At 44.9% G+C, this 23,500-nt stretch carries 20 protein-coding genes, 1 riboswitch and 1 other annotated feature; of the genes, 6 read left to right on the plus strand and 14 right to left on the minus strand.

The genetic code is table 11. The features are described 5' to 3' along the window. Positions 1 to 416 precede the first annotated feature (416 nt). Complete coding sequence (gene topA, locus AACQ42_RS16355) at positions 417 to 3,047, minus strand: type I DNA topoisomerase (RefSeq protein ID WP_094165742.1); 2,631 nt, start codon at positions 3,045 to 3,047, stop codon at positions 417 to 419. Positions 3,048 to 3,567: 520 nt separating this feature from the next. On the opposite strand from topA, the gene AACQ42_RS16360 reads away from it, so the two are divergent. After that, positions 3,568 to 3,819 (plus strand): YciN family protein, encoded by a 252-nt coding sequence (locus AACQ42_RS16360; protein ID WP_013857082.1) that lies wholly within the window; start codon positions 3,568 to 3,570, stop codon positions 3,817 to 3,819. A gap of 60 nt (positions 3,820 to 3,879) precedes the next feature. Here the strand turns inward: AACQ42_RS16360 and aroA are convergent, their stop codons facing one another. Then, entirely contained in the window at positions 3,880 to 5,160 is a 1,281-nt protein-coding gene (gene aroA, locus AACQ42_RS16365) for a 3-phosphoshikimate 1-carboxyvinyltransferase (RefSeq protein WP_094165743.1), read from the minus strand. A 205-nt stretch (positions 5,161 to 5,365) separates the two neighbouring features. Here aroA and aat point away from each other — a divergent pair, with 205 nt between their 5' ends. The 3 genes from aat (at position 5,366) to infA (ending at position 7,083) form a co-directional block, all read left to right on the plus strand. Beyond that, positions 5,366 to 6,082 (plus strand): leucyl/phenylalanyl-tRNA--protein transferase, encoded by a 717-nt coding sequence (gene aat, locus AACQ42_RS16370; RefSeq protein ID WP_094165744.1) that lies wholly within the window; start codon positions 5,366 to 5,368, stop codon positions 6,080 to 6,082. A gap of 2 nt (positions 6,083 to 6,084) precedes the next feature. Continuing rightward, the gene (locus AACQ42_RS16375; protein ID WP_017049881.1) at positions 6,085 to 6,783 is read left to right on the plus strand and encodes an arginyltransferase; all 699 of its coding nucleotides are present in this window, start codon (positions 6,085 to 6,087) and stop codon (positions 6,781 to 6,783) included. An 81-nt stretch (positions 6,784 to 6,864) separates the two neighbouring features. Beyond that, on the plus strand, positions 6,865 to 7,083 hold the full coding sequence (infA, locus tag AACQ42_RS16380) for a translation initiation factor IF-1 (RefSeq protein ID WP_006075347.1): 219 nt from the start codon (positions 6,865 to 6,867) through the stop codon (positions 7,081 to 7,083). A 142-nt stretch (positions 7,084 to 7,225) separates the two neighbouring features. Here the strand turns inward: infA and clpA are convergent, their stop codons facing one another. After that, complete coding sequence (gene clpA / locus AACQ42_RS16385) at positions 7,226 to 9,496, minus strand: ATP-dependent Clp protease ATP-binding subunit ClpA (protein ID WP_013857086.1); 2,271 nt, start codon at positions 9,494 to 9,496, stop codon at positions 7,226 to 7,228. A 42-nt stretch (positions 9,497 to 9,538) separates the two neighbouring features. Beyond that, entirely contained in the window at positions 9,539 to 9,859 is a 321-nt protein-coding gene (gene clpS, locus AACQ42_RS16390; protein WP_010319243.1) for an ATP-dependent Clp protease adapter ClpS, read from the minus strand. Positions 9,860 to 10,332: 473 nt separating this feature from the next. Between clpS and cspD the strand changes: the two genes are divergently transcribed. Further along, a complete protein-coding gene (gene cspD, locus AACQ42_RS16395) occupies positions 10,333 to 10,554 on the plus strand; it encodes a cold shock domain-containing protein CspD (RefSeq protein WP_013857087.1) in 222 nt (73 codons plus the stop codon). 79 nt (positions 10,555 to 10,633) lie between these two features. Here cspD and AACQ42_RS16400 read toward each other — a convergent pair whose 3' ends face one another. After that, the gene (locus AACQ42_RS16400; protein ID WP_026028830.1) at positions 10,634 to 12,859 is read right to left on the minus strand and encodes an NADP-dependent isocitrate dehydrogenase; all 2,226 of its coding nucleotides are present in this window, start codon (positions 12,857 to 12,859) and stop codon (positions 10,634 to 10,636) included. A 361-nt stretch (positions 12,860 to 13,220) separates the two neighbouring features. Between AACQ42_RS16400 and AACQ42_RS16405 the strand changes: the two genes are divergently transcribed. Continuing rightward, complete coding sequence (locus AACQ42_RS16405) at positions 13,221 to 13,904, plus strand: pseudouridine synthase (RefSeq protein ID WP_208871742.1); 684 nt, start codon at positions 13,221 to 13,223, stop codon at positions 13,902 to 13,904. A gap of 52 nt (positions 13,905 to 13,956) precedes the next feature. On the opposite strand, the gene hisIE is transcribed toward AACQ42_RS16405, so the two are convergent. The 9 genes from hisIE to AACQ42_RS16450 all read right to left on the minus strand — a co-directional run bounded on the left by hisIE (position 13,957) and on the right by AACQ42_RS16450 (position 23,151). Then, complete coding sequence (gene hisIE, locus AACQ42_RS16410) at positions 13,957 to 14,592, minus strand: bifunctional phosphoribosyl-AMP cyclohydrolase/phosphoribosyl-ATP diphosphatase HisIE (RefSeq protein WP_017043909.1); 636 nt, start codon at positions 14,590 to 14,592, stop codon at positions 13,957 to 13,959. Continuing rightward, on the minus strand, positions 14,589 to 15,362 hold the full coding sequence (gene hisF / locus AACQ42_RS16415) for an imidazole glycerol phosphate synthase subunit HisF (protein ID WP_017044649.1): 774 nt from the start codon (positions 15,360 to 15,362) through the stop codon (positions 14,589 to 14,591). The genes hisIE and hisF overlap by 4 nt, the downstream gene beginning before the upstream one ends. Next, on the minus strand, positions 15,344 to 16,081 hold the full coding sequence (hisA, locus tag AACQ42_RS16420) for a 1-(5-phosphoribosyl)-5-[(5-phosphoribosylamino)methylideneamino]imidazole-4-carboxamide isomerase (protein ID WP_013857092.1): 738 nt from the start codon (positions 16,079 to 16,081) through the stop codon (positions 15,344 to 15,346). Before hisA ends, hisF begins: the two co-directional genes overlap by 19 nt. 13 nt (positions 16,082 to 16,094) lie before the next feature. After that, the gene (hisH, locus tag AACQ42_RS16425) at positions 16,095 to 16,772 is read right to left on the minus strand and encodes an imidazole glycerol phosphate synthase subunit HisH (protein ID WP_094165745.1); all 678 of its coding nucleotides are present in this window, start codon (positions 16,770 to 16,772) and stop codon (positions 16,095 to 16,097) included. Beyond that, complete coding sequence (gene hisB, locus AACQ42_RS16430) at positions 16,772 to 17,845, minus strand: bifunctional histidinol-phosphatase/imidazoleglycerol-phosphate dehydratase HisB (protein ID WP_013857094.1); 1,074 nt, start codon at positions 17,843 to 17,845, stop codon at positions 16,772 to 16,774. Before hisB ends, hisH begins: the two co-directional genes overlap by 1 nt. Positions 17,846 to 17,925: 80 nt before the next feature. Continuing rightward, the gene (hisC, locus tag AACQ42_RS16435) at positions 17,926 to 18,966 is read right to left on the minus strand and encodes a histidinol-phosphate transaminase (protein WP_094165746.1); all 1,041 of its coding nucleotides are present in this window, start codon (positions 18,964 to 18,966) and stop codon (positions 17,926 to 17,928) included. Then, entirely contained in the window at positions 18,966 to 20,264 is a 1,299-nt protein-coding gene (gene hisD, locus AACQ42_RS16440) for a histidinol dehydrogenase (protein ID WP_094165747.1), read from the minus strand. The genes hisC and hisD overlap by 1 nt, the downstream gene beginning before the upstream one ends. Before the next feature lie 5 nt (positions 20,265 to 20,269). Then, the gene (gene hisG, locus AACQ42_RS16445) at positions 20,270 to 21,166 is read right to left on the minus strand and encodes an ATP phosphoribosyltransferase (protein WP_094165748.1); all 897 of its coding nucleotides are present in this window, start codon (positions 21,164 to 21,166) and stop codon (positions 20,270 to 20,272) included. A gap of 53 nt (positions 21,167 to 21,219) precedes the next feature. Continuing rightward, positions 21,220 to 21,356, minus strand: a sequence feature (His leader region). Positions 21,357 to 21,549: 193 nt separating this feature from the next. After that, entirely contained in the window at positions 21,550 to 23,151 is a 1,602-nt protein-coding gene (locus AACQ42_RS16450; RefSeq protein ID WP_094165749.1) for a Na+/H+ antiporter NhaC family protein, read from the minus strand. Between the two features lie 116 nt (positions 23,152 to 23,267). Next, positions 23,268 to 23,451, minus strand: a riboswitch (Lysine riboswitch). Positions 23,452 to 23,500 lie beyond the last annotated feature (49 nt).

The following is a 23,500-nucleotide window of genomic DNA, read 5'->3' on the forward strand; positions in this document are numbered from 1 at the left end:
GTGTAACATATAAACATAACAATGTATTAACTAATCATTTTTATTCACTTTATTGATGCATTCTTAATTTTATATACACTCTCTTTTTATTAAAAATACAACGAATTTATGACGCTATGTTTACTAGGTTAAAGACATAAGTATTAATTAAACCAAATATTTTGATTTCAGTTATTAAGTAGCATGAGCTGATAGCAAGGTGCTGACAGAATAGATTAGTTTTATGAGAATGGTTCTTAACATCCGACAATACCTCGTATCGCTTGTGGATAGTTCATCATTACTGTCTTACTCGACAAATGTCAAAATATTGGCGATAAATTCACTATGAATTATATGAATAATTGAACTTGCTCAAACTCCAGCCAAAAAAAAGTAGCCCGAAGGCTACCTTTTCGCATTGATCACATTAAAGGCTATTTTTTAGCGTTTTTACGCTTATCGGTAATTTCCCACCGCCCATTATCGAACAACGCCGTCCAACCTGAGGGTTTACCCTCTATCTCAGTGCGTACATAGTGTTCTTTTGACTTACGACTAAAGCGTACAACCGCCGCCACACCATCAGGATCATGTGCAGGCGCATCAGCTAAGTATTGATACTTTGGTGCTAGGCGCTCTTTAAAACGAGCCAATTCTTCAACCAATGGCGCACGTGTCTCGCGAGATTTCGGGAAATTGCTCGCCGCAAGAAACAGGCCTGAAGCGCCATCACGCAGTACAAAATACGCATCCGAGTTTTCACAAGGCAATTCAGGGAAATGGATAGGATCTTCTTTTGGTGGAGCAACTTCGCCGCTTCTTAAGATCTTACGCGTATTTTTACAGTCATCGCTGGTGCAATCCATGTACTTACCAAAACGGCCATTTTTCAGTACCATGTTTGACCCACACTTGTCACACTCGACAACTGGGCCATCATAGCCTTTAACTTTAAACTCACCGAATTCTACAACGTAACCTTCGCAGTTCGGATTGTTCCCGCACACATGCATTTTACGTGTGTCATCGATTAGGTACGCATCCATCGCCGTTTCACAGATAGGACAACGTTTTTTGGCGCGCAGTGCAGCCGTTTCAACATCTTCTTCCAAGACATTGATGACGCCTTCTTCGTCACCTAGGTTAATGGTGGTTTTACAACGCTCTTTAGGCGGCAGTGCATAACCAGAACAACCGAGGAACACCCCTGTAGAGGCTGTACGAATTCCCATTGGACGTGAACATGTCGGACATTGAATGTCGGTCATCACGATGTGGTTGGGTTTCATACCACCTTGTTCTTCATCCAGTTCAGCCGTTTCTAAATCTGCAGTGAAATCTTTAAAGAAATCGTCCAAGACTCCTTTCCAATTTGCAGATCCTGCTGCAATTTGGTCCAGCTTTTCTTCCATTCGCGCGGTGAAGTCATAGTTCATCAAGTCATTGAAACTGTCATCCAGGCGATCAGTGACGATTTCACCCATTTTCTCAGCATAAAAACGTCGCTGATCCACTTTCACATAGCCGCGATCTTGAATGGTAGAGATGATAGATGCATACGTCGATGGTCGGCCTATACCACGCTTTTCAAGCTCTTTTACCAGCGCAGCTTCCGTATAACGTGCCGGTGGCTTAGTGAAATGTTGTTTTGGATCTAACGTTTGCAATAACAACGTTTCGCCCACTTTCACTGGAGGTAAAATTTGGTCTTCATTCTTACCCATTGGACGTTGAACTCGTGTCCAACCATCAAATTTAAGGATGCGACCTTTCGCCTTAAGGGTAAATTCTGCCGCTTTCACGCTCACAGTGGTCGAATCGTATTGAGCTGGCGTCATTTGGCAAGCAACAAACTGATTCCAGATTAGCGCGTATAGCTTATGAGCATCCGCTTCCATACCTTGTAAATCATCGGCTTTAACATCCACACTGGATGGACGAATCGCTTCGTGCGCTTCTTGAGCGCCCTGCTTACTTCCATAAGCTAACGGATTCTCAGGTAAGTAAGCTTGTCCAAACTCACTCCCAATATAGCTGCGAACCGCTTCGACCGCTTCAGCACTTAAGTTGGTTGAATCGGTACGCATATAAGTGATGTAACCCGCCTCATACAAGCGCTGAGCTAGCATCATCGTTTTCTTCACTCCGTAACCCAAGCGTGTACTGGCTGCTTGCTGTAACGTCGAGGTGATAAAAGGAGCGGAAGGTTTGCTGCTGGTTGGGCGGTCTTCACGTTTACACACTTCGTAAGAAGCTTTTTCTAAAATCGAAACCGCTGATTTAGCTTCCGCTTCGTTGACAGGTTTAAACGCTACATCATTTTTTTGCGCAACCAACAGACGGAAATCCGTTTTATCTTGCGTTTTCGTATCAGCATGGATATCCCAGAACTCTTCAGGGACAAACGCGTTAATTTCACGCTCACGCTCAACAAGTAATTTCACCGCCACCGATTGGACGCGACCCGCAGACAAGCCACGCGCCACTTTTTTCCAAAGTAATGGAGAGACCATAAAACCCACCACACGGTCCATGAAACGACGCGCTTGTTGGGCGTTTACACCGTCGATATTCAATTCACCCGGTGTTTGGAAGGCTTGTTGGATTGCATTTTTAGTAATTTCGTTAAATACAACTCGTTTGTATCGCTGTTCATCGCCACCGATGATCTCACGAAGGTGCCAAGCGATGGCCTCTCCTTCGCGGTCCAAATCGGTTGCGAGATAAATGCAGTCGGCATCTTTGGCAAGCTTTTGCAATTCCGCCACTACTTTTTCTTTACCCGGCAAAATTTGGTAATTCGCTTCCCAGCCGTGATAAGGGTCGATGCCCATCTTCTTAATTAACGAACTGCGGTCTTTCTCGCTTTTCAAGCGTGCTTTCTCTTCAGCGCTAAGGTTCTTTGAAGAAGAACTAGGCGTTGCTTTTTTAGCGGTACTTTGACCTGCGGTTGGAAGATCACGAACATGCCCTACGCTCGACTTAACAATAAAATCTTTACCAAGATATTTATTGATCGTTTTAGCCTTGGCTGGCGATTCCACTATAACGAGTGATTTACCCATAATTGACTCAAATGCCCTTAATCATTACGCGAAAGTAAATCGCATGACGTTCTAAATTATTGCTTCTTTTTTTACTATCGAGCCAGTTAACAAGAAGATCAACATGTTTTTTAAAAATAAAATTCAACCACTCAATAATTGGTCAAAATGCAACCAGAGCTCAGTGGCCTATTCTCCGCCAGCTTTCCAACCTAAATTGAGAAGTTTAAAATCGAATCCTGTGGTACTTGTGAGCTTGACTTTCATTGCTGCAGCACTCTACTAAACGTGCTTTGGCGCTCATACTAAAGTGAGTATTATCAGTTCGCGAAATAAATCCAATGAAATATGCCGTAAGTCACACATTCTCATTGCATAAAAAATCGGCTTTCTTGACTAAGCTTAGACATGACTTCTCTCTTTGGTCAAAGCTTGAGAATCCACTCCATCGAATTTTGCGCCGAATTCTATTTGAAATCATTGAAATTACCTACCCTTTTACGGCACTATCCTCGCACATCTACTCATAGGACCGTAAAAGATGAGCGAAAAACAATCTATTACTGAATTTGATTTGTTACTTATTGCAAACCAAATCATTCAAGAGCATGACGCTTATATCGTTGGCATGCGCGCCGATAGCGTTGAAGAAAAAGAGGATGTATTAGTTTTTAAAGGCAACTACTTTTTAGACGACAAGGGGCTGCCAACACCTAATACCACTGCGGTATTTAACATGTTCAAGTACCTTGCCTTGCATTTATCAAAGCAATTTACTCTCGTTCAATCGTAATTCTTGATGAAAAAAAGCCTCATTCGAGGCTTTTCATTATTGGGTTTAAACGCTCAATGCCTAGTGGCTTAGTTGCGCAAGCTTTTCAAAATAATCAGGAAACGTTTTCGAAGTACATTTAGGATCATTAATCGTCACTGCGGTATCGCTCAGTGCAACCAGCGAAAAACACATCGCCATTCGATGATCGTCATAAGTGTCGATTGCCGCATGCTGTAATGACGTCGGTGGTGTGATGATAATGTAATCATCCCCTTCCTCAACCTCTGCACCCACTTTACGCAGCTCCGTCGCCATTGCGGCTAAACGATCAGTTTCTTTAACACGCCAATTATATACGTTGCGAATGGCTGTGGTGCCTTTGGCAAATAATGCGGTCGTCGCAATGGTCATAGCCGCATCAGGAATGTGATTAAAATCGAGATCAACCGCATTAAGCTCTCCACGACGAGCGATGACATAATCATTCCCCCATTCGATGACTGCGCCCATTTTTTCTAGCGCATCGGCAAATTGAATATCCCCTTGGATACTGTTTTTACCAATACCAGTAACTTTTACTTCGCCACCTTTGATAGCCGCCGCCGCGAGGAAGTAAGAAGCAGAGGATGCATCCCCTTCCACCAAAAACTGCCCAGGAGAAACATACGATTGCCCAGCTGGGATCACAAATTGAGTGTAGTTATGGTTGATCACTTTTACACCAAACTGCGCCATGATGTGTAACGTGATATCAATGTAGGGCTTTGAGACCAAGTCACCGACGATGTTGATCGTCATTTCACCATCAGACAGTGGCGCAGCCATTAAAAAGGCGGTCAAAAATTGACTCGAGATTGAACCGTCAATCGCCACGATTCCAGCTTTAAGGCCGGTTGCCGTAATTTTTAACGGCGGGAAGTCTTCGTTTTCAAGGTACTCAATATCAGCGCCCGCTTCACGTAACGCTGTAACGAGATGACCGATTGGACGTTCTTTCATCCTCGGCTCACCAGTCAAAATGAACTCACCCTGTCCAAGGACTAATGCTGCCGCAAGTGGACGCATTGCCGTCCCTGCATTACCTAAAAACAGCTCAACGGATTGCTCGATGCTAAAAGGCCGACCCAAACCTTTTATCTCACACACCGTTTTGTCGTCTGACAAACGATACTCCACACCAAGTTTTGCTAGTGCGTTGAGCATGTGGCGAATGTCGTCACTGTCTAACAAGTTCGTTAGCTTAGTCGTACCACTTGCCAGAGCGGCAAGCAGTAGCGCTCGGTTTGAGACACTTTTGGAACCGGGTAAATTGACTTGCCCATTAATTTTTTTTATTGGTTGTAACGTGAGGCTTTCCATTCGAGTTGTGTTTCCTTGCATCTTCCAAAGAGCTCCTGTTTGCTCTGGGAAAATGAAAATTCTTCGTACTTGCAGCCTATCTAAAAATAAAAGCGAACTCCAGTACAAATATGGCCTGATAGTAATGATTGGCAAACTATTGAAAAATCCCTACTATCCTCATTCCGTGGCCTTATCTTGATGGTTAACCCAGATCGGATCGAACATGACTATTTACCTTCCTCAACTTGCGCTTGATGATTTCTCTTTTCCTTCCGCTGATGAGGCGCTAGAAGAGCCAAATGGACTACTCGCGTTTGGTGGAGATTTACAACCAGAACGTATTTATAATGCTTATCGACACGGAATTTTTCCTTGGTATGGCCCACAAGAGCCTATTCTTTGGTGGAGCCCCGCTCCGCGAGCTGTGTTTAACCCACAAACTTTTTCTCCAGCTAAAAGCGTTAAAAAATTCCAGCGAAAACATCAATATAAAATAAGCCTTAACCATGCAACTAAAGAGGTAATTACAAGTTGCGCCAACGTAAGACCCGCAGATCAAACTTGGCTAAATGAAGAGATGCGCAGCGCCTACCTCGCCCTTGCGGCTTCTGGCCGTTGTCATTCGGTTGAGGTGTGGCAGGAAGATAAATTGATCGGCGGGCTCTATGGCATACAAATGGGCCAAATGTTTTGCGGTGAGTCGATGTTTAGTACCAAAGTCAATGCATCAAAAATTGCGCTTTGGTATTTTTGCCAGCATTTTCAATCACACGGTGGACAGTTGATTGATTGTCAGGTGATGAATCCGCATCTGGCATCATTGGGAGCTTTCGAATTAGAGCGCGACGATTTTCTCAAATCCTTGCTATCTTTTAGAGATAGCTCTGTCGATGAGCGCTGCTTTACACCCCAGTGGATCACCTTGCCTAATGAAGGATAACCATGAGCTCAGATTTACAGCAAATACGCATCGGTTTAACCAATAACCACCCTTGTAGCTATTTAAAAGATAGGCAAGAACGTGTCGCTGTGACTTTAGACTCCGCCATGCAATCGCCTGAGAATTATGAAATTCTACTCGCAAATGGTTTTCGGCGCAGTGGGGATACCATTTACAAACCTCACTGTGACAATTGCAACTCCTGCCAAGCATTGCGTGTTTTTGTTGACCAAGTCAAGCTATCAACCAGCCAAAAGCGGTTACTCAAAAAGGCACACGCTTTTCAGTGGCAGTTGAAACCGACCATGGATTCGGGTTGGTTTGCACTCTATGCCCGCTATATTGAAGCGCGACATAAAGAGGGCAGCATGTACCCTCCCAACGAGCAGGAGTTTGCAACCTTTTCCGCTTGTCGTTGGCTAGATACTCAATACCTGCATATTTATCAAAATGGACAACTGGTCGCGATTGCGGTGACGGATATTTTACAAAACAGTGCCAGCGCCTTTTATACCTTTTATGATCCAGAGTCAGATCTGTCACTCGGGACACTGGGCGTTTTATTTCAACTGCAATATTGCCAAGCCACACAGAAACAATGGTTATATTTGGGTTATCAAATTGATGAATGCCCAGCAATGAACTACAAAGTACGCTTTGAGCGCCATCAAAAGCTAGTAAATCAACGTTGGCAAGGGTAGAATACGCCCCAACTTTACATATTTATCTTTTAGCGGCAGAATGCGTCCGTTAAAAATCGCCAAGTTTCTAAAGAGGATTAAATGGCTAAAGAAGACGTAATTGAGATGCAAGGCACTGTCCTTGATACTCTTCCAAACACAATGTTCCGTGTTGAGCTAGAAAACGGCCACGTAGTAACAGCTCACATCTCTGGTAAAATGCGTAAGAACTACATTCGTATTCTTACTGGTGACAAAGTAACTGTAGAGATGACTCCATACGACCTAACTAAAGGCCGCATCGTCTTCCGTGCTCGTTAATCTCTGATTTTCGAACGCAACAAAAAACGGAGCTAAATGCTCCGTTTTTTGTTACTTATAGAACTGGATTAAATGCAATGCATAGAAGAAAGCACGCCTCAGCGTGCTTTTGTTATTAGGTGATAAGCATCGGGATTACCGATTAGTGAACCGCTTCTTCACGAGAACCAATGTACTTAAACTTAAGCTCTTCACCATCTAAATCCACTTTCACTGTGCCACCATCGACCAACGAGCCAAACAACAACTCATTCGCTAATGGCTTTTTCAGCTTATCCTGAATCACGCGGCCCATCGGACGAGCGCCCATCTCAATATCGTAGCCTTTCACAGCAAGCCAATGACGAGCATCCTCAGAAACCTCTAACGATACACCTCTCGCATCGAGTTGAGCTTGTAGTTCAACAATAAACTTATCAACCACTTGATGGATTACACGCTCATCCAAACGATTAAACCAGATGATGTTATCTAAACGGTTACGAAATTCGGGTGTGAATACTTTCTTAATCTCTGACATCGCATCAAAACTATTGTCTTGTTGGATAAGACCAATCGATTTTTTCACTGTCTCTGCAACACCTGCGTTGGTTGTCATCACCAAAATGATGTTACGGAAATCCGCTTTTCGTCCATTGTTATCCGTTAAAGTGCCGTTATCCATGACTTGAAGTAGCAAGTTGAAAATATCAGGGTGCGCTTTCTCAATCTCATCAAGTAGCACTACTGAATGTGGATGTTTAATCACAGCATCAGTTAGCAAGCCACCTTGGTCATACCCAACATAACCAGGAGGAGCACCAATTAAACGACTCACTGAGTGGCGTTCACCATACTCAGACATATCAAAACGCAGCAGCTCAATGCCAAGTAGCTTCGATAACTGCACTGTCACTTCTGTTTTACCCACGCCTGTTGGCCCTGCAAACAAGAATGAGCCCACCGGTTTATTGTCAGCACCTAAGCCTGCGCGTGAGAGTTTGATCGCCTCACTCAATACATCGATAGCGTCATCTTGTCCAAATACCAACATTTTCATTTTTCTATCAAGGTGCTGCAAAATGTCTTTATCGGAAGAAGAGACTGATTTTTCTGGAATACGCGCCATTTTAGCAACCATCGCTTCAATATCGGCCACTCCAACGGTTTTCTTGCGGCGACTTGCAGGTGCCAATCTTGAACGTGCTCCCGCTTCATCAATCACATCAATCGCTTTATCTGGCAAATGACGTTCATTGATGTATTTTGCAGAAAGCTCTACGGCCGCACGTAACGCTTTATTGGTGTAACGTACATCATGGTGCGCCTCGTATTTTGTTTTCAGGCCCATAAGTATTTTAGTGGTGTCATCCAACGATGGCTCGACCACATCGATTTTTTGAAAACGGCGAGCCAGCGCGCGCTCTTTTTCAAAGATGTTGTTGTACTCTTGATAAGTCGTTGAGCCGATGCAGCGCAATTTACCGCTGCTAAGCAGAGGTTTGATTAAGTTAGCCGCATCCACCTGACCACCAGAAGCGGCACCCGCACCGATGATGGTATGAATTTCATCAATAAATAGGATCGCGTCCTGCTCTTTTTCAAGCTGTTTCAAAATGGTTTTAAAACGCTTTTCAAAATCGCCACGATACTTAGTTCCAGCGAGCAATGAGCCAATATCCAGTGAATAAATAACGCTATTTTGAATGATTTCAGGCACTTGACCTTCCACAATACGCCACGCCAGCCCTTCCGCAATCGCCGTTTTACCGACTCCCGCTTCTCCCACTAACAGCGGATTATTTTTACGGCGACGACACAACACTTGAATGGTTCGTTCTAGCTCTTTATCACGCCCAATTAGCGGATCAATCAACCCTTGCTTTGCCAATTGGTTGAGGTTGCTGGCAAAGCTTTCCAAACGTTCATCAGAACTGACTTCATCAGCTGATTCGCTGCTAAAAGAGTCGGAAGAGGCTGAATTATCACTTGCGCTGGAAGCTTTAGTGATGCCGTGCGAAATGTAGTTGACGATATCTAAGCGACTGATGTCATTTTTTTTCAGTAGGTAAGCCGCATGTGACTCCTGCTCACTAAAGATTGCAACCAGTACATTCGCCCCTGTGACTTCATTGCGGCCAGAGGATTGCACATGAAATACAGCACGTTGCAGCACACGTTGAAAACTCAATGTAGGTTGCGTTTCACGTGTTTCGTCACTTTCAGGAATAAGAGGGGTGGTTTGATCAATAAAAATATCAAGCTCTTGGCGTAAGGCATCCAAATCCGCTTGGCAGGCTAATAAGGCCTCTCTGGCTGCATCATTTTCTAATAACGCAAGTAGGAGGTGCTCGACGGTCATGAATTCATGTCTTTTGTCTCGCGCTCGAGCGAACGCGCCGTTTAGACTCGACTCTAGTTCTTTATTAAGCATAAGTACCTCCTTAAGGAACCACTTTGTTGCTCCAGCAAGCGACTACGCTTGCTCCATAGTACAAAGCAGTGGATGCTCATTTTCCCTTGAGTACAAAGTAACTTGAGCTACTTTGGTCTCTGCAATCTCGGCACTGAACGTGCCACAAATTGCTTTCCCTTCATAATGCACCTTGAGCATTATCTGTGTTGCTTTGTCGATATCCATCGAGAAAAATCGCTCAAGGATTTCAATCACAAACTCCATCGGCGTGTAGTCATCGTTATTGAGAACTACGTTGTACATCGCTGGTGGTTTAATTGCTGTCTTCTCTTTCTCCAGAAGATCTGAGTCTGGAGTCACCCATTCAAAATGTTTACTCATGATGACCGTATTTAGAGTGCTTCTCTACCTAGTGGAACCGTGTGCCTCTCAGTAACCACTGTGTCGTTGGAATCTATTAATGTTATTAGTGCTACCGACACAGTTGAAAAACAACCCTTACTTAGAGACTAATGCAGCAATTGTATCGCTGCAAATAAAACATTGCTATTCCGAACTATCAACGGCGTAGTTGATTAAAAAGAAAACAAAAGCAACTGCTTTCTTTAACTATTTCATTCTTAACGCCCTATTTAATCGTTACAACAGTGTAAACCTTAAAAGTGATTTATTTGCAAATATGTCGAGTATCATACCTTTTGCCTATTGACTGCGCTGAATCATTGACTACATTGGTCAATTAGTGACTAAAAATTTGGCAGCGGCTGAATTGATATTCACATTCGGGTAACGTTTTTAGGATAAGTTTCTCGATAACAACATCAGTAACTAAAATGCAATGAGGGATGTAAAGCATGGCTACAGGTACAGTAAAATGGTTTAACAACGCCAAAGGATTTGGGTTTATTTGTCCAGAAGGTGAGGATACCGATATTTTTGCTCACTATTCAACCATTCAAATGGAAGGCTACCGCACACTCAAAGCGGGCCAACAAGTTTCCTACGAGATTGAACAGGGGCCGAAAGGTTATCACGCTAGCGCTGTTGTTCCAATCGAAGGTCAACTTGCAAAATAATCGCTGCCAAACGTGTATTTGATGAAAAACCCGCCGAACTGGCGGGTTTTTTTATTGCTTAGAGGTGAATAACTGAAGGTTAAGCGCCAATGATCGCGTTCAAGGTTTGGCTTGGACGCATTAGTGCTGATGCTTTTTCAAACACTGGCGCATAGTAACCACCCAAATCACCCGGAGTACCTTGTGCCTGATTCAGCTCAGAGACGATAACCTGTTCATTTTCTTGTAGCTGCTTCGCAATCGGTGCGAATTCCGCCGCTAAATCAGCATCCGCTGTCTGCTCTGCTAAGGCCTCAGCCCAATAGGTTGCAAGATAGTAGTGACTGCCACGGTTATCAAGCTCACCAACTCTGCGCGATGGTGATTTATTGAGATCAAGGAACTTACCAGTGGCTTTATCAAGCGCATCGGCTAGTACTTTCGCTTTCGCATTTCCAGTGACAACACTCAAATGTTCCAAAGACGCCGCCAGCGCTAAAAACTCGCCTAACGAATCCCAACGCAAGTGGTTTTCTTTCTCAACCTGCTGAACGTGTTTTGGTGCAGAACCACCAGCACCTGTTTCAAACAAGCCACCGCCATTCATTAAGGGAACAATCGACAACATTTTAGCCGAGGTACCAAGCTCAAGAATGGGGAATAGATCCGTGAGGTAATCACGCAGTACGTTACCCGTAACTGAGATGGTATCTTTACCCGCTTTGAGACGCTCAAGTGTGAACAGAGTCGCTTCAACAGGTGATAGGATCTGAATATCTAAGCCAGCCGTATCATGATCAGCAAGGTAGACGTTGACTTTTTTGATCAATTCACGGTCATGCGCACGCTGATCGTCTAACCAGAAAATCGCAGGAACGCCAGTAGCTCTGGCGCGAGTCACGGCCAGTTTCACCCAGTCTTGGATCGGTGCATCTTTCACTTGGCACATGCGGAAAATATCACCAGCTTCAACAGCTTGCTCTAGCAATACTTTGCCGGAGGTATCCACAACACGTACCGAACCCGCAGCATCGAGGATAAAGGTTTTATCGTGCGATCCATATTCTTCAGCTTTTTGCGCCATAAGGCCCACGTTTGGCACACTGCCCATCGTGGTGGGATCAAATGCGCCGTGCTTTTTACAAAAATCAATCACCGCTTGATAAACGCCAGCGTAGCAGCGATCTGGGATCAGTGCTTTGGTGTCTTGTTGCTTGCCATCTGGCCCCCACATTTGACCAGAAGCGCGCAGCATTGCTGGCATTGACGCATCAACAATGATATCGCTTGGGACATGTAGGTTAGTAATACCTCGGTCAGAATCGACCATAGCAAGCGGTGGCTGCGTGTTATAAACCGCTTGAATCGCGGCTTCAATTTCTTCTTTCTGTGCTTGTGGCAATGCTTGTATTTTCGCGTAAACATCGCCTAGGCCATTGTTGACATCAACACCTAATGAGTCAAACAACGCACCATACTTCGCAAATACGTCTTTGTAGTACACTTTAACGGCATGGCCGAAAATGACTGGGTCAGACACTTTCATCATGGTTGCTTTCATGTGCAAGGAAAGCAGCACATCTTGCTGTTTCGCTGCTGCGATTTGTTGCTCGAAAAACTCAACTAACGCTTTTTTGCTTAGAACTGAAGCATCGATAATTTCTTTATCAAGCAGCGCAAACTCTTTCTTTAAGACTTTAGTCGAGCCATCATGGCCGACAAACTCAATTTTGACCTTAGTGTCACCTTCAATGGTGACTGACTTTTCTGTTCCATAGAAATCTTTGTCTTGCATGCTGGCAACATGTGAACGGGATTGCGGTGACCATGCGCCCATTGAATGTGGGTTTTTCTTCGCATAATTCTTGACTGATAATGGTGCGCGGCGATCGGAGTTTCCTTCACGTAACACTGGGTTAACCGCACTGCCTTTGATTTTATCGTAAGTCGCTTTAATCGCTTCTTCTTCGTAGGTACTTGGTTCTTCAGGATAATTTGGTAGGTCGTAACCTTTTTCCTGCAACTCTTTAATCGCGGCTTTCAATTGTGGGACCGATGCAGAAACGTTAGGCAGTTTAATAATATTCGCTTCTGGTTTGGTCGCCAGTTCACCTAATTCGGCAAGCGCATCACTTACACGTTGATTTTCTTTTAAATGTTCTGGGAAGCTGGCAAGGATACGCGCAGCCAGTGAAATATCGCGGGTTTCAACGCTAATGCCTGACGAGGCGGTAAAGGATTGGATAATCGGCAATAAAGAATAAGTGGCCAGTGCTGGTGCTTCGTCTGTAATGGTATAAATAATTGTAGGTTTTTCTGTAGGCATGAAAAATTTCCCTATTTGTTCTAGCAGCACCATTGGATGAAACAGCGCTGTGTGATTGTCCGTGTCAAGTGGGTTAGCATCCTCGCGTCTTGAACACGATAGCGTCACTCTTTCAAAAACTGAATCGAATGTCGTTGAGCGTTATCCGATTTTAGTCATTGAGTGAAAATACGTATACACCCAAACCCTTTATTGATACTGAATCCAAATAGCATGGGTTGAGTATAATTAAACAAAACTAGGATAATAGTCTATTATCTTGTGCGTCAATCCTGTTTCTGGGCGCGCAAATCATAGCTTAAATCCAAAGTTCAGAAAACTTTCAAACACACTTCATTTACATTTTTGCAAGGTAGTTAACATGTCATCCCGCTTGCGTCGTGATTCTTCATCAGTATCAAAACCCTCTGGCTCTTCTCATTTTAAACGGCGCGATCCACATCAGCGTTCAACCGCCCGCTCCTCTTCATCTGCAGAAGAGGTAAAAAAACGAATATCACTTGCTGATCGAAAAGTCATCATCTTTAATAAGCCTTTTGATACACTAAGCCAGTTTACTGATGGTGATGGGCGCAAAACTCTCGCTGATTTTATTCCCGTAAAAGAGGTGTATGCCGCAGGTCGCTTGGACAGAGACAGCGAAGGTTTGATGGTGCTCACCAATGACGGCATCTTGCAAGCGAGACTAACGCAGCCGCAGTCAAAATTACCAAAAACGTATTGGGTTCAAGTAGAAGGAGAACCCGCTCAAAACGATTTAGATAAATTGCGCCAAGGTGTAGAGCTAAAAGATGGCATGACGCTGCCTGCCAAGGTTGAGATTTTGCAACCGCCTACCTTGTGGGAACGTAATCCACCGGTTCGTTTTCGCGCACAAATCCCAACCACATGGCTTGCGATTACCATTACTGAAGGTAAAAACCGGCAAGTACGACGTATGACAGCGCATATTGGCTTTCCAACACTGCGCTTAGTGCGCTACGCGATGGGTGACATTGTTTTAGGCGATCTACAACCCGGTGAGTGGAAAGAAATTACCCTCTAACACCGCTCTCAAAAACGGAAGCCTCTTTATTATTTAAGAGGCTTCACTGTGTTTATTTATGGCGTTCTTTAAGCTTATCAATCACATCACTCAACGCTAATCCTTGGTCTTGCAATAGCACCAATAAGTGATAAATCAAATCAGCAGACTCACACACTAACTCCGCCTTATCGCCCGACGTCGCCGCAAGCGCAACTTCAACGCCCTCTTCGCCCACTTTCTGCGAAATACGCTTTGTTCCACGGGCATAAAGGCTAGCGGTGTAAGAGGAATCAGGGTCGGCACTCTTGCGGGCAGCCAATAGCTGCTCAAGCTGATGAAGCCACACCATTTGAGACTCTTCTTGTGCATCGTTATCCCAACAGGTTGTGGTTCCAGTATGGCACGTTGGCCCAATGGGATTCACTTTGACCAATAAAGTGTCGTTATCACAATCGAGCGCCATGTTTTTCAACTGTAACACATGACCAGAGGTCTCTCCTTTGGTCCAAAGGCGCTGTTTGCTGCGAGAAAAGAACGTCACTTGGCCTGTTTGCGCGGTTTTTTGCAACGCATCTTGGTTCATGTAACCCATCATAAGCACTTGACTTGATTGAAAATCTTGCACTATCGCCGGAACAAGGCCATCAACTTTGTTCCAATCAATACGCTCAGAAAGTGCAACCGCACTCGATACTTGAAAACTCATCGTCTTACCTCTACACCTTCTGCTTGTAAATATTGTTTTAATTCGCCGATATTGATGATCTGCTTGTGAAAAACCGATGCCGCCAACGCGCCATCGACATGAGCTTGTTGGTAAGCTTGCGCAAAGTGCTCCATCGTTCCCGCCCCGCCAGAAGCGATAAGTGGCACGCGACACACAGCACGTACCTTCTGGAGTTGCTGTAGATCATAACCATTACGCACGCCGTCTTGGTTCATCATATTCAATACGATTTCACCCGCACCACGTTTTTGTACCTCTTGTACCCAATCGCAAGTTTGCCACTGTGTTGCTTTGGTGCGCGTCTCATCGCCAGTAAATTGATAGACCTGATACTGACCCGTTTCTTGATCGAAGTAAGAGTCAATGCCGACCACAATACATTGCACGCCAAATTTATCCGCCAAGTCAGTAATCAACTGTGGGTTAGCGAGTGCTGGAGAGTTAATGGAGACTTTATCTGCACCAAATTCTAAAATTCGCGCAGCATCTTCGGCAGATTTAATACCGCCCGCGACGCAAAATGGAATATCAATCACTGCCGCGACACGCGCAACCCAACTTTTATCCACCACTCGGCCATCACTCGACGCGGTAATGTCGTAAAACACCAACTCATCCGCACCCTCTTCGGCGTAGCGTTTTGCAAGCGGTACGATATCACCAATGATTTCGTGGTTGCGAAACTGCACCCCTTTCACTACTTGTCCATCGCGGACATCCAAACAAGGAATTATGCGTTTTGCCAACATTCGAATGCCTCCTGAGCGGTGAACTTACCATCTAATAAGGCACGACCGACAATCACGCCTGCGACGCCACTGCCTGTTAAGGCTTTGATGTCCGCTAAGCTACCGATACCACCAGAGGATTGAAACTGTACTTGTGGGTACTGTTTGCATAAATCGATATACAACTCAACGTTAGAACCGGCTAGTGTGCCATCGCGGGAAATATCAGTGCACAATACGTGCGTCAAACCGACCGTTAGGTAATCATCAATCAAGGCTTCTATCGTTACACCTGAATCTTCTTGCCAACCTGAAATGGCCACTTTACGTGTGCCGTCTTGATCAATGTTGATGTCGAGCGCTAGCACAATTTTTTCTGCGCCATACTTTTCCATCCATCCTTTGACTAATTCAGGCTGTTTTACGGCCGTAGAACCGACAACCACGCGCTGCGCACCCGCATTTAATAAATCCACCACATCTTGCTCACTACGCACACCGCCACCAATTTGAATATTGGCAGGGGTACTGGCAAGCAGTTTGGCAATCAGATCAAGCTGTCGGGCCGAAGTATCTTTTGCACCCGTTAAATCGACAAGGTGCAACCAGTTAGCTCCAGCCTGATGATAGAGGCGAAACTGCTCTGCAGGGTCCACTTTGTATTCGGTAACTTGACCATAATCGCCTTGAAATAAGCGAACCACTTGGCCATCAATTAAATCTAATGCTGGAATAATCATTACTAATTCCCTTTTATAATTCCAAGAAGTTCTTGATCAGTGCTGAGCCGGCTTTGGATGAGCGCTCTGGGTGAAATTGGACACCATAGTAATTACCGCTTTGCAGCGCCGCGGTGAAAGGCTTACCGTATTCACATTCAGCAATCGTGTATTCACCGACGGGCATGGCGTAGCTATGGACAAAATAGAAATATTCACCCTGCTCAATGCCTTTAAACAGAGGATGGCCTCTTTCGGCATTGACCGTGTTCCAACCCATATGTGGTAGTGGTAAATCGCCTGTATCCATCAGGCGAACCTCGCCGTCACATAATCTCAAGCATTCCACAATATCATTATCAACAATGCCATTAGCTTGATCGCTAGCTTGCTGTCCTTTTTCTTCTGACAGCTGACCTAACAGTTGCATGCCTAAGCAGATGCCGAGCAGTGGCTTTTCAACCTGTTTCACCAAGGTAATTAAATCGCGCTGTTGCAGATTTTTCATCGCCTCACTTGCCGTACCGACACCGGGTAAAAACAGCTTATCTGCCGTCAACACCACATCAGGATTTTTTGAAATAGTGACTGGGTACCCCAAGCGTTCGATGGCAAATTTCACGGAAGACACATTAGCGCAGCCTGTATCAATGATGACGACCTTTTGCGGCTGGCTGCTGTTATCACTCATCGCTTCGCGGACTGACGACATTACAGTACTCCTTTGCTGCTAGGTAGTTCATTGCCTTCCACTTTAATGGCTTGGCGCAATGTGCGGCCAAAAGCCTTAAAGAGACTTTCAATAATATGGTGATCATTCTCGCCACTGGATGAGAGGTGTAGCGTACAGGCCAAAGTGTCGGTTAATGAACGGAAGAAGTGATATACCATTTCAGTGGAGAGATCGCCCACTTGCTCACGTGTAAAGGTGGCCTCAAATTTCAGATAAGGGCGACCCGATAGATCGAGTGCACATTGTGCTAAACACTCATCCATCGGCAACGAAAAACCAAAACGACCAATGCCACGCTTATCGCCTAATGCCTCTTTTAAGGCTTGCCCGAGTGCTAATGCGGTATCTTCAATGGTGTGGTGATCATCAATGTGCAGATCACCATTGACACTCAACTTCAATTGAAAACCACCATGGGTTGCGATTTGGTCAAGCATGTGGTCAAAAAAACCTAACCCCGTTGTAATTTGATTACCACCCGTTTCATCCAAATTGACCGCAACTTTAATGTCGGTCTCTTTAGTGGTTCTTACCACTTCGGCGCTGCGCGCTTTCACGGTTAAGTCTTTAACTATTTCACGCCATCCCATACTTTTCGGATGATATTGAATACCACGGATCGCCATATTTTCAGCCAGTTGCAGGTCGGTCATTCGATCGCCAATCACCACTGATTGCTGAAAATCGACTTTGCCTCCTTGCAGATACTCTTTAACCATCCCCAGTTTGGGTTTGCGGCAAGAGCAATTATCTTTTTCAAAGTGCGGGCAAATCAGCACATCATCAAAGATCACTCCTTGGGACTGAAAAATGTCCATCATCATCGCATGAGGGGCATCGAAATCCGCTTGAGGATAGCTATCCGTCCCCAGTCCATCTTGGTTGGTGACCATCACCAGCCGATAACCCGCAGCCTGCAAAGCCAGTAGGCTTGGGATCACATACGGCTCTAGTTTCAGTTTGTCTAAACGATCAACTTGGAAATCGACCGGAGGCTCAACAATTAAGGTTCCGTCACGATCAATAAAGAGAATTTTTTGCTGTTTGCTCACTGGAATATCCTTTTCTATTGGCCAGTAACGTCACTTAAACGACTGGCTCTTATTCATTTTGGGCTATTTATGGTGCTTGATTACTGATAATAATTGCGAATAAAAGCGAGTGTTTTTTCACACTCTTCGCGATTACCGATACTGATCCTCACGCAATTTTCAATCGGAGAATTGCGTAAAATAATGCCGTGATCCCAAGCGGCTTTAAACAGCGCATCACCATCGGGAAATTTCACTAATAGATAGTTTCCCCACCCTTCAAACACAGTTAAATGGGGCACCATATACAACCCTGCTTGTAAGTAAGCACGGTTTGCATTGAGATCCAACACTTGGAATTTGGTACGAGCCAGCCCAGCTTCCGATAACGCTTGCACGGCAATGTCTGCTACCGGAATTGGCACGGGATAAGGTGCAATTACCTTCTGCAGCACATCAATCAGCTCTTTACTGGCCAAGGTAAAACCGCAGCGCAAACCTGCAAGCGCAAACGCTTTGGATAAGGTGCGTAAAATCGCCAGATTCGAGTATTGCGCTAATAAATCAACGGTTGAGGCTTCTGGACAGAAATCAATGTAGGCTTCATCCATCACGACAATAGCGCGGTCTTTAGTCATTTCCAGCAAAGCAATAATATCTTGGCGCTTAACCAAATTGCCGGTTGGATTATTAGGACTACAAACGAAGATCAACTTCACGCTGTCTAAATTGGCACGAATGGCTGACAGATCGAGCTGCCAATCCGCTGTTAATGGCACAACTTTACGCTCGACACCGAACGTTTCAGCGCTAATCGCGTACATACCATAAGTCGGCGGACAGTATAAAATAGCGTCTTGATTGGGCTCACAAAATGCGCGGATCAAAAGTTCAATCCCTTCATCAGCACCGCGTGAGGTCAACACCTGCTCTGGATGTACCTTGGCATAAGCCGCATACGCATCGATCATAGCTTTGGGTTGGCAATCACTGTAACGGTTCAAACGCACAAAATCGGTTTTGTACTCATTATTGAATGGCGATTCGTTGGCATTGAGCCACACATCACCACTGCCGCCAATACGGCGAGCCGATAAGTAAGGTTTCAGTGCTTGAATTTGCTTACGAGCCAGTTTTTCCATTATTTTTTCGCCTTTTGCAATTTTTCGACTCGAATGGTGACCGCACGTTTGTGTGCATCCAATCCTTCAGCTTCTGCCATTGTGACCACGGTTGGCGCTAACCCTTGTAAGCCCTCTGCGCTGAGTTCTTGCACCGTCATGCGCTTACTAAAATCAGCTAAACCAAGGCTAGAATAAGTACGCGTGTAACCGTATGTTGGCAAAACGTGGTTGGTACCCGAAGCGTAGTCACCGGCTGATTCTGGTGACCACTCACCTAAGAAAATTGAGCCAGCGTTATCAAGTAACGGCAACAGCTCACGAGGGTTCCGCGTTTGCACAATTAAGTGCTCAGGACCGTAGTAGTTCGAGATAGAAACCGCTTGGGTCAAAGACTCAGCGATGATAATCAAACTAGAAGCCAAGGCCTTTTCTGCAATGGCGGCGCGAGATAAGCTTTTTAGCTGCTTTTGCACTGCATCTGTTACTTGATCGGCAATCACCGCTGAAGGGGTCACTAACACAACTTGTGAATCAGGTCCGTGCTCAGCTTGGCTAAGCAGATCAGCCGCGATGAAATCGGCATCAGCCGTATCATCAGCAATCACCAACACTTCCGAAGGACCCGCTGGCATATCAATCGCTGCACCGCGAAAATCATTACTCACTTGACGTTTTGCTTCTGTCACGTAGGCATTACCGGGGCCGAAGATTTTGTCTACTTTTGCAACGGATTTAGTCCCATAAGCCATTGCTGCAATCGCTTGACCACCACCAATGTTGTACACCTCATCAATGTTACACAGCTTGGCCACGTAGAGGATTTCGTCCGCAATCGGTGGCGGTGAGCAGAGCACCACTTTACGACACCCTGCAATTTGTGCAGGAACACCCAACATTAATACGGTAGAAGGTAAAGGCGCACTGCCTCCGGGAATGTACAAGCCCACCGTATTAATTGGACGCGTGACTTGTTCACACACTACTCCCGGCTGCGTTTCCACTTTGATCGGTGGCAGCTTTTGTGCTTTATGGAACTTAGTAATGTTCTCATAAGCTTGTTGAAGTGCTTGTTTCATCTTGTCAGAAAGACGCTCGCACGCCGCATCAATCTCACCACTTGAAACGCGAATTGAATCCGGTTTCACGCGGTCAAATTTTTCAGTTAACTCAATTAACGCTTGGTCACCTTGCGCTTTCACCTGCGCAATCACGGCGCTCACGGCAGCAGTGACATTGGCTCCTTCAGTAATGGCCGGGCGTTCTAAAATTGAATCTTGCTGAGTTTCACTCAACGATTGCCAAACGACAGTTCTCATCGCCGTTACTCCATCATTTTATCGATAGGTAAAACCAAAATAGAACTCGCCCCTAATGCTTTTAGGCGCTCCATGGTTTCCCAAAATAGGTTCTCGGTACTGACCACATGTACTGCAACACGATTTTTCTCCGCCGATAAAGGCAGTACTGTTGGGTCTTCCGCTCCCGGAAGTAAGTCTTTAATCGCTTCTAATTGATCAACCGGAGCATGCAGCATGATGTATTTGGACTCTTTGGCTTGAATCACGCCTTGCATACGCGTCAATAAACGAGCAATCAATGCTTGTTTATCTTCACTGAATTCACCTTGACGCTGAATGAGTGTTGCTTTGGATTGGAAGATAACTTCAGCCTCTTTGAGGCCATTCGCTTCTAATGTTGCGCCGGTAGAAACAAGGTCAGCAATCGCATCAGCTAGGCCAGCTCGTGGTGCAACCTCAACAGAACCGGTGAGCACACAAGTGCTAAAATCAATGCCCTTTTCATCCATGTACGCTTTGAGTAACTGCGGATAAGTTGTGGCGATGCGTTTACCCGCCAAATCTTGAGGGCCGTTGTATCGCTGATCTTTATTGATCGCGATGGATAAGCGGCAACCACCAAAATCAAGACGGCGCAGTGAAACAAACTCACTTTTCTTATTTTGCGACAAGCGTTCTAAACGCACCTCTTCCAGTTCATTCTCACCAATGAAACCGAGATCAACCACACCGTCCATCACCAGCCCGGGTATGTCGTCATCACGCACTAGCAGTAGGTCGATCGGCATATTGAGAGAGTGAACGACAAGACGCTCACCCATGATATTGAATTTCACGCCGCATTTTTTAAGTAGGTCTTGGCACTCTGAGCTCAAGCGGCCTTTCTTCTGGATGGCAATTCTTAGGCGTTGTGTTTGCATGACAATTTCCCTGTGCAATGTATTGAATGTATTTGGAATTGAGTTAAAGCAAAATGAAAAAACCCTCGGGAGATTTGCGTTCTCCCGAGGGTTTTAATCTAAATGCTTTGACTTAACCACCGGGAGTTTCCTGCCTCCCGGGTATGCGTACATCTCCCCGAAAGATTATTTAGGGTGATGGTGATGATGAATGTTCATTACAAAATTACGCATACTTATCAGCTCTTATTGGTTTGCTGTCTTGACTCCACACTAACCAAGCTGATGTTCTTTTTCAACTAAAAATTTTGCTTTTTTAAAATCTTTTTTCGCCGTCGTGCACCAGTAATAAAAAAGGGAAACTTTCGTTTCCCTTTTATCAACTCCATTTAACCAAAATACGGCTACAACGTCTCGCAATGTGTCATTTTTGATTTCGCCATAGCGGCCATAATCATGCACACAATGATAAATGCAACAGAAGCACAAGCCAACGAGATCAGCACTGACGCTGTCATTCCTAAAATAACAAAACCGACACTCGAAACCAAGGCCGTAGCCAGTGCATACGGCAATTGTGTCGCAACGTGATCGATATGGTTACAACGCGCGCCTGTCGACGATAAAATGGTGGTGTCAGAAATAGGAGAACAGTGGTCACCAAAGACGGAACCAGCGAGCACCGCGCTCAGCATCGGGAGTATTAGAGCGATATCGGTCGCCGCAGCCATATCTCCAGCAATGGGCAACATGATGCCAAACGTTCCCCAAGAAGTGCCGGTTGAAAACGCCATCACGCCCGATAGTAAGAATAAGATGACCGGTAGCCAATGCGGATCAATATTACCTTGAACCAAAGATGACATATACGCACCGGTTTTCATGTCCCCAATAACAGAGCCAATTGTCCACGCAAAAATTAGGATCAAAATCGCACCAAACATCGATTTAGCACCGATCCACAATGTATTACTGATGTCATTCATTGGCAGCTTTTGCTTAAACACAGTAAACAGAGCCATCGCCAAGCCAACTAGCCCGCCGTAAATCAATGAAGCGCCGACATTGGTGTTTTCAAACGCACCCAGTAGATCAAATGCTTTACCGTCTGCGGCTAAAGATTGACCACCCGTAAATAACATGGCTGAAACCGTTGCAATGATGAGTAATACGATAGGCAGAACCAGATCCAACACTTTGCCATGTTCGCTCTCTTTGATATCAAGCTCTTCATTTAACTCATGTGCGTCTTGGCTATCGTTTTCATTTGCGTCGTCGAATCCACGGCCTTGGGAGGCATTAATTTCATGCTGGCGCATTTGACCAATATCTAATTGGAACCACACCACCGCAAACACCATCAGTAATGCAAAAATGGCATAAAAATTCATTGGTACTAAACGCATGTACGCGCCCAATGCCGAATATTCGGTAATCCCGTGAGAAACGAGAATACCGCCAATAATCGTCATAATGTACGCGCCCCAACTAGAAGCTGGCATCACAACGCACATTGGTGCTGCAGTTGAATCAAGGATATAGGCAAGTTTAGCACGAGATACATAAAAGCGGTCAGTCACAGGACGAGAAATAGAACCTACGGCTAAACTGTTAAAATAATCATCAACGAAAATAAACACACCCAAAAATGCCGCCAGCAGTTTTGAGCCACGTTTACTTTTTACGCGGACTTGTGCCCATTCGGCAAAAGCACGAGTACCGCCAGACAAAGTTAATAGCGCGGTCATCATACCTAATAAAAGCAAAAATCCGACGATACTCATATTCCAAGTATTAATGCCGCCATCAGCAACAAAGACGCTTGATACCTTAGTAGCAACATAACTGAATGCACTACCAAAAGAATAATCCGCGAGTAATACCGCGCCTAATACAATACCGACACCTAATGAAACAAGTACTCTGCGTGTAAGAACAGCCAAACTTAATGCTACCAGAGGCGGTAACAGCGACAGAGGAGATGATGCAAAATCGATTAAATTCATGATCTTCAAAAACCAGTAAGTAAATGGTTAGAGATCTACTGCAGACAAATTACGAGCTAAGATAACCACGTAATTCATGTTGAACTAAGCGAAAGGGAAGCGAACACTTCACCCAACCCTACAGTAGCGCTCCATAGTTTAAAAAAAGAATAGACTATGGCAGTGTTGTTCCTATTCGAATACAACCCCAGCAAGCTGCTTTAATGTGCATACTTACTTCGGCGATAAAACCTTTCACTTTTGTTCATTGGCATTACCCCAACAGAAGTTACTATTTTTTACCGCACCTCTACGTCAAAGAAAGTACAATAAATCACCGTTATTAAGTCATTTTAACAATGATAAATGT

The organism is Vibrio sp. V12_P9A6T4 (assembly GCF_963874835.1).
GTDB classification, from domain to species: domain Bacteria; phylum Pseudomonadota; class Gammaproteobacteria; order Enterobacterales; family Vibrionaceae; genus Vibrio; species Vibrio anguillarum.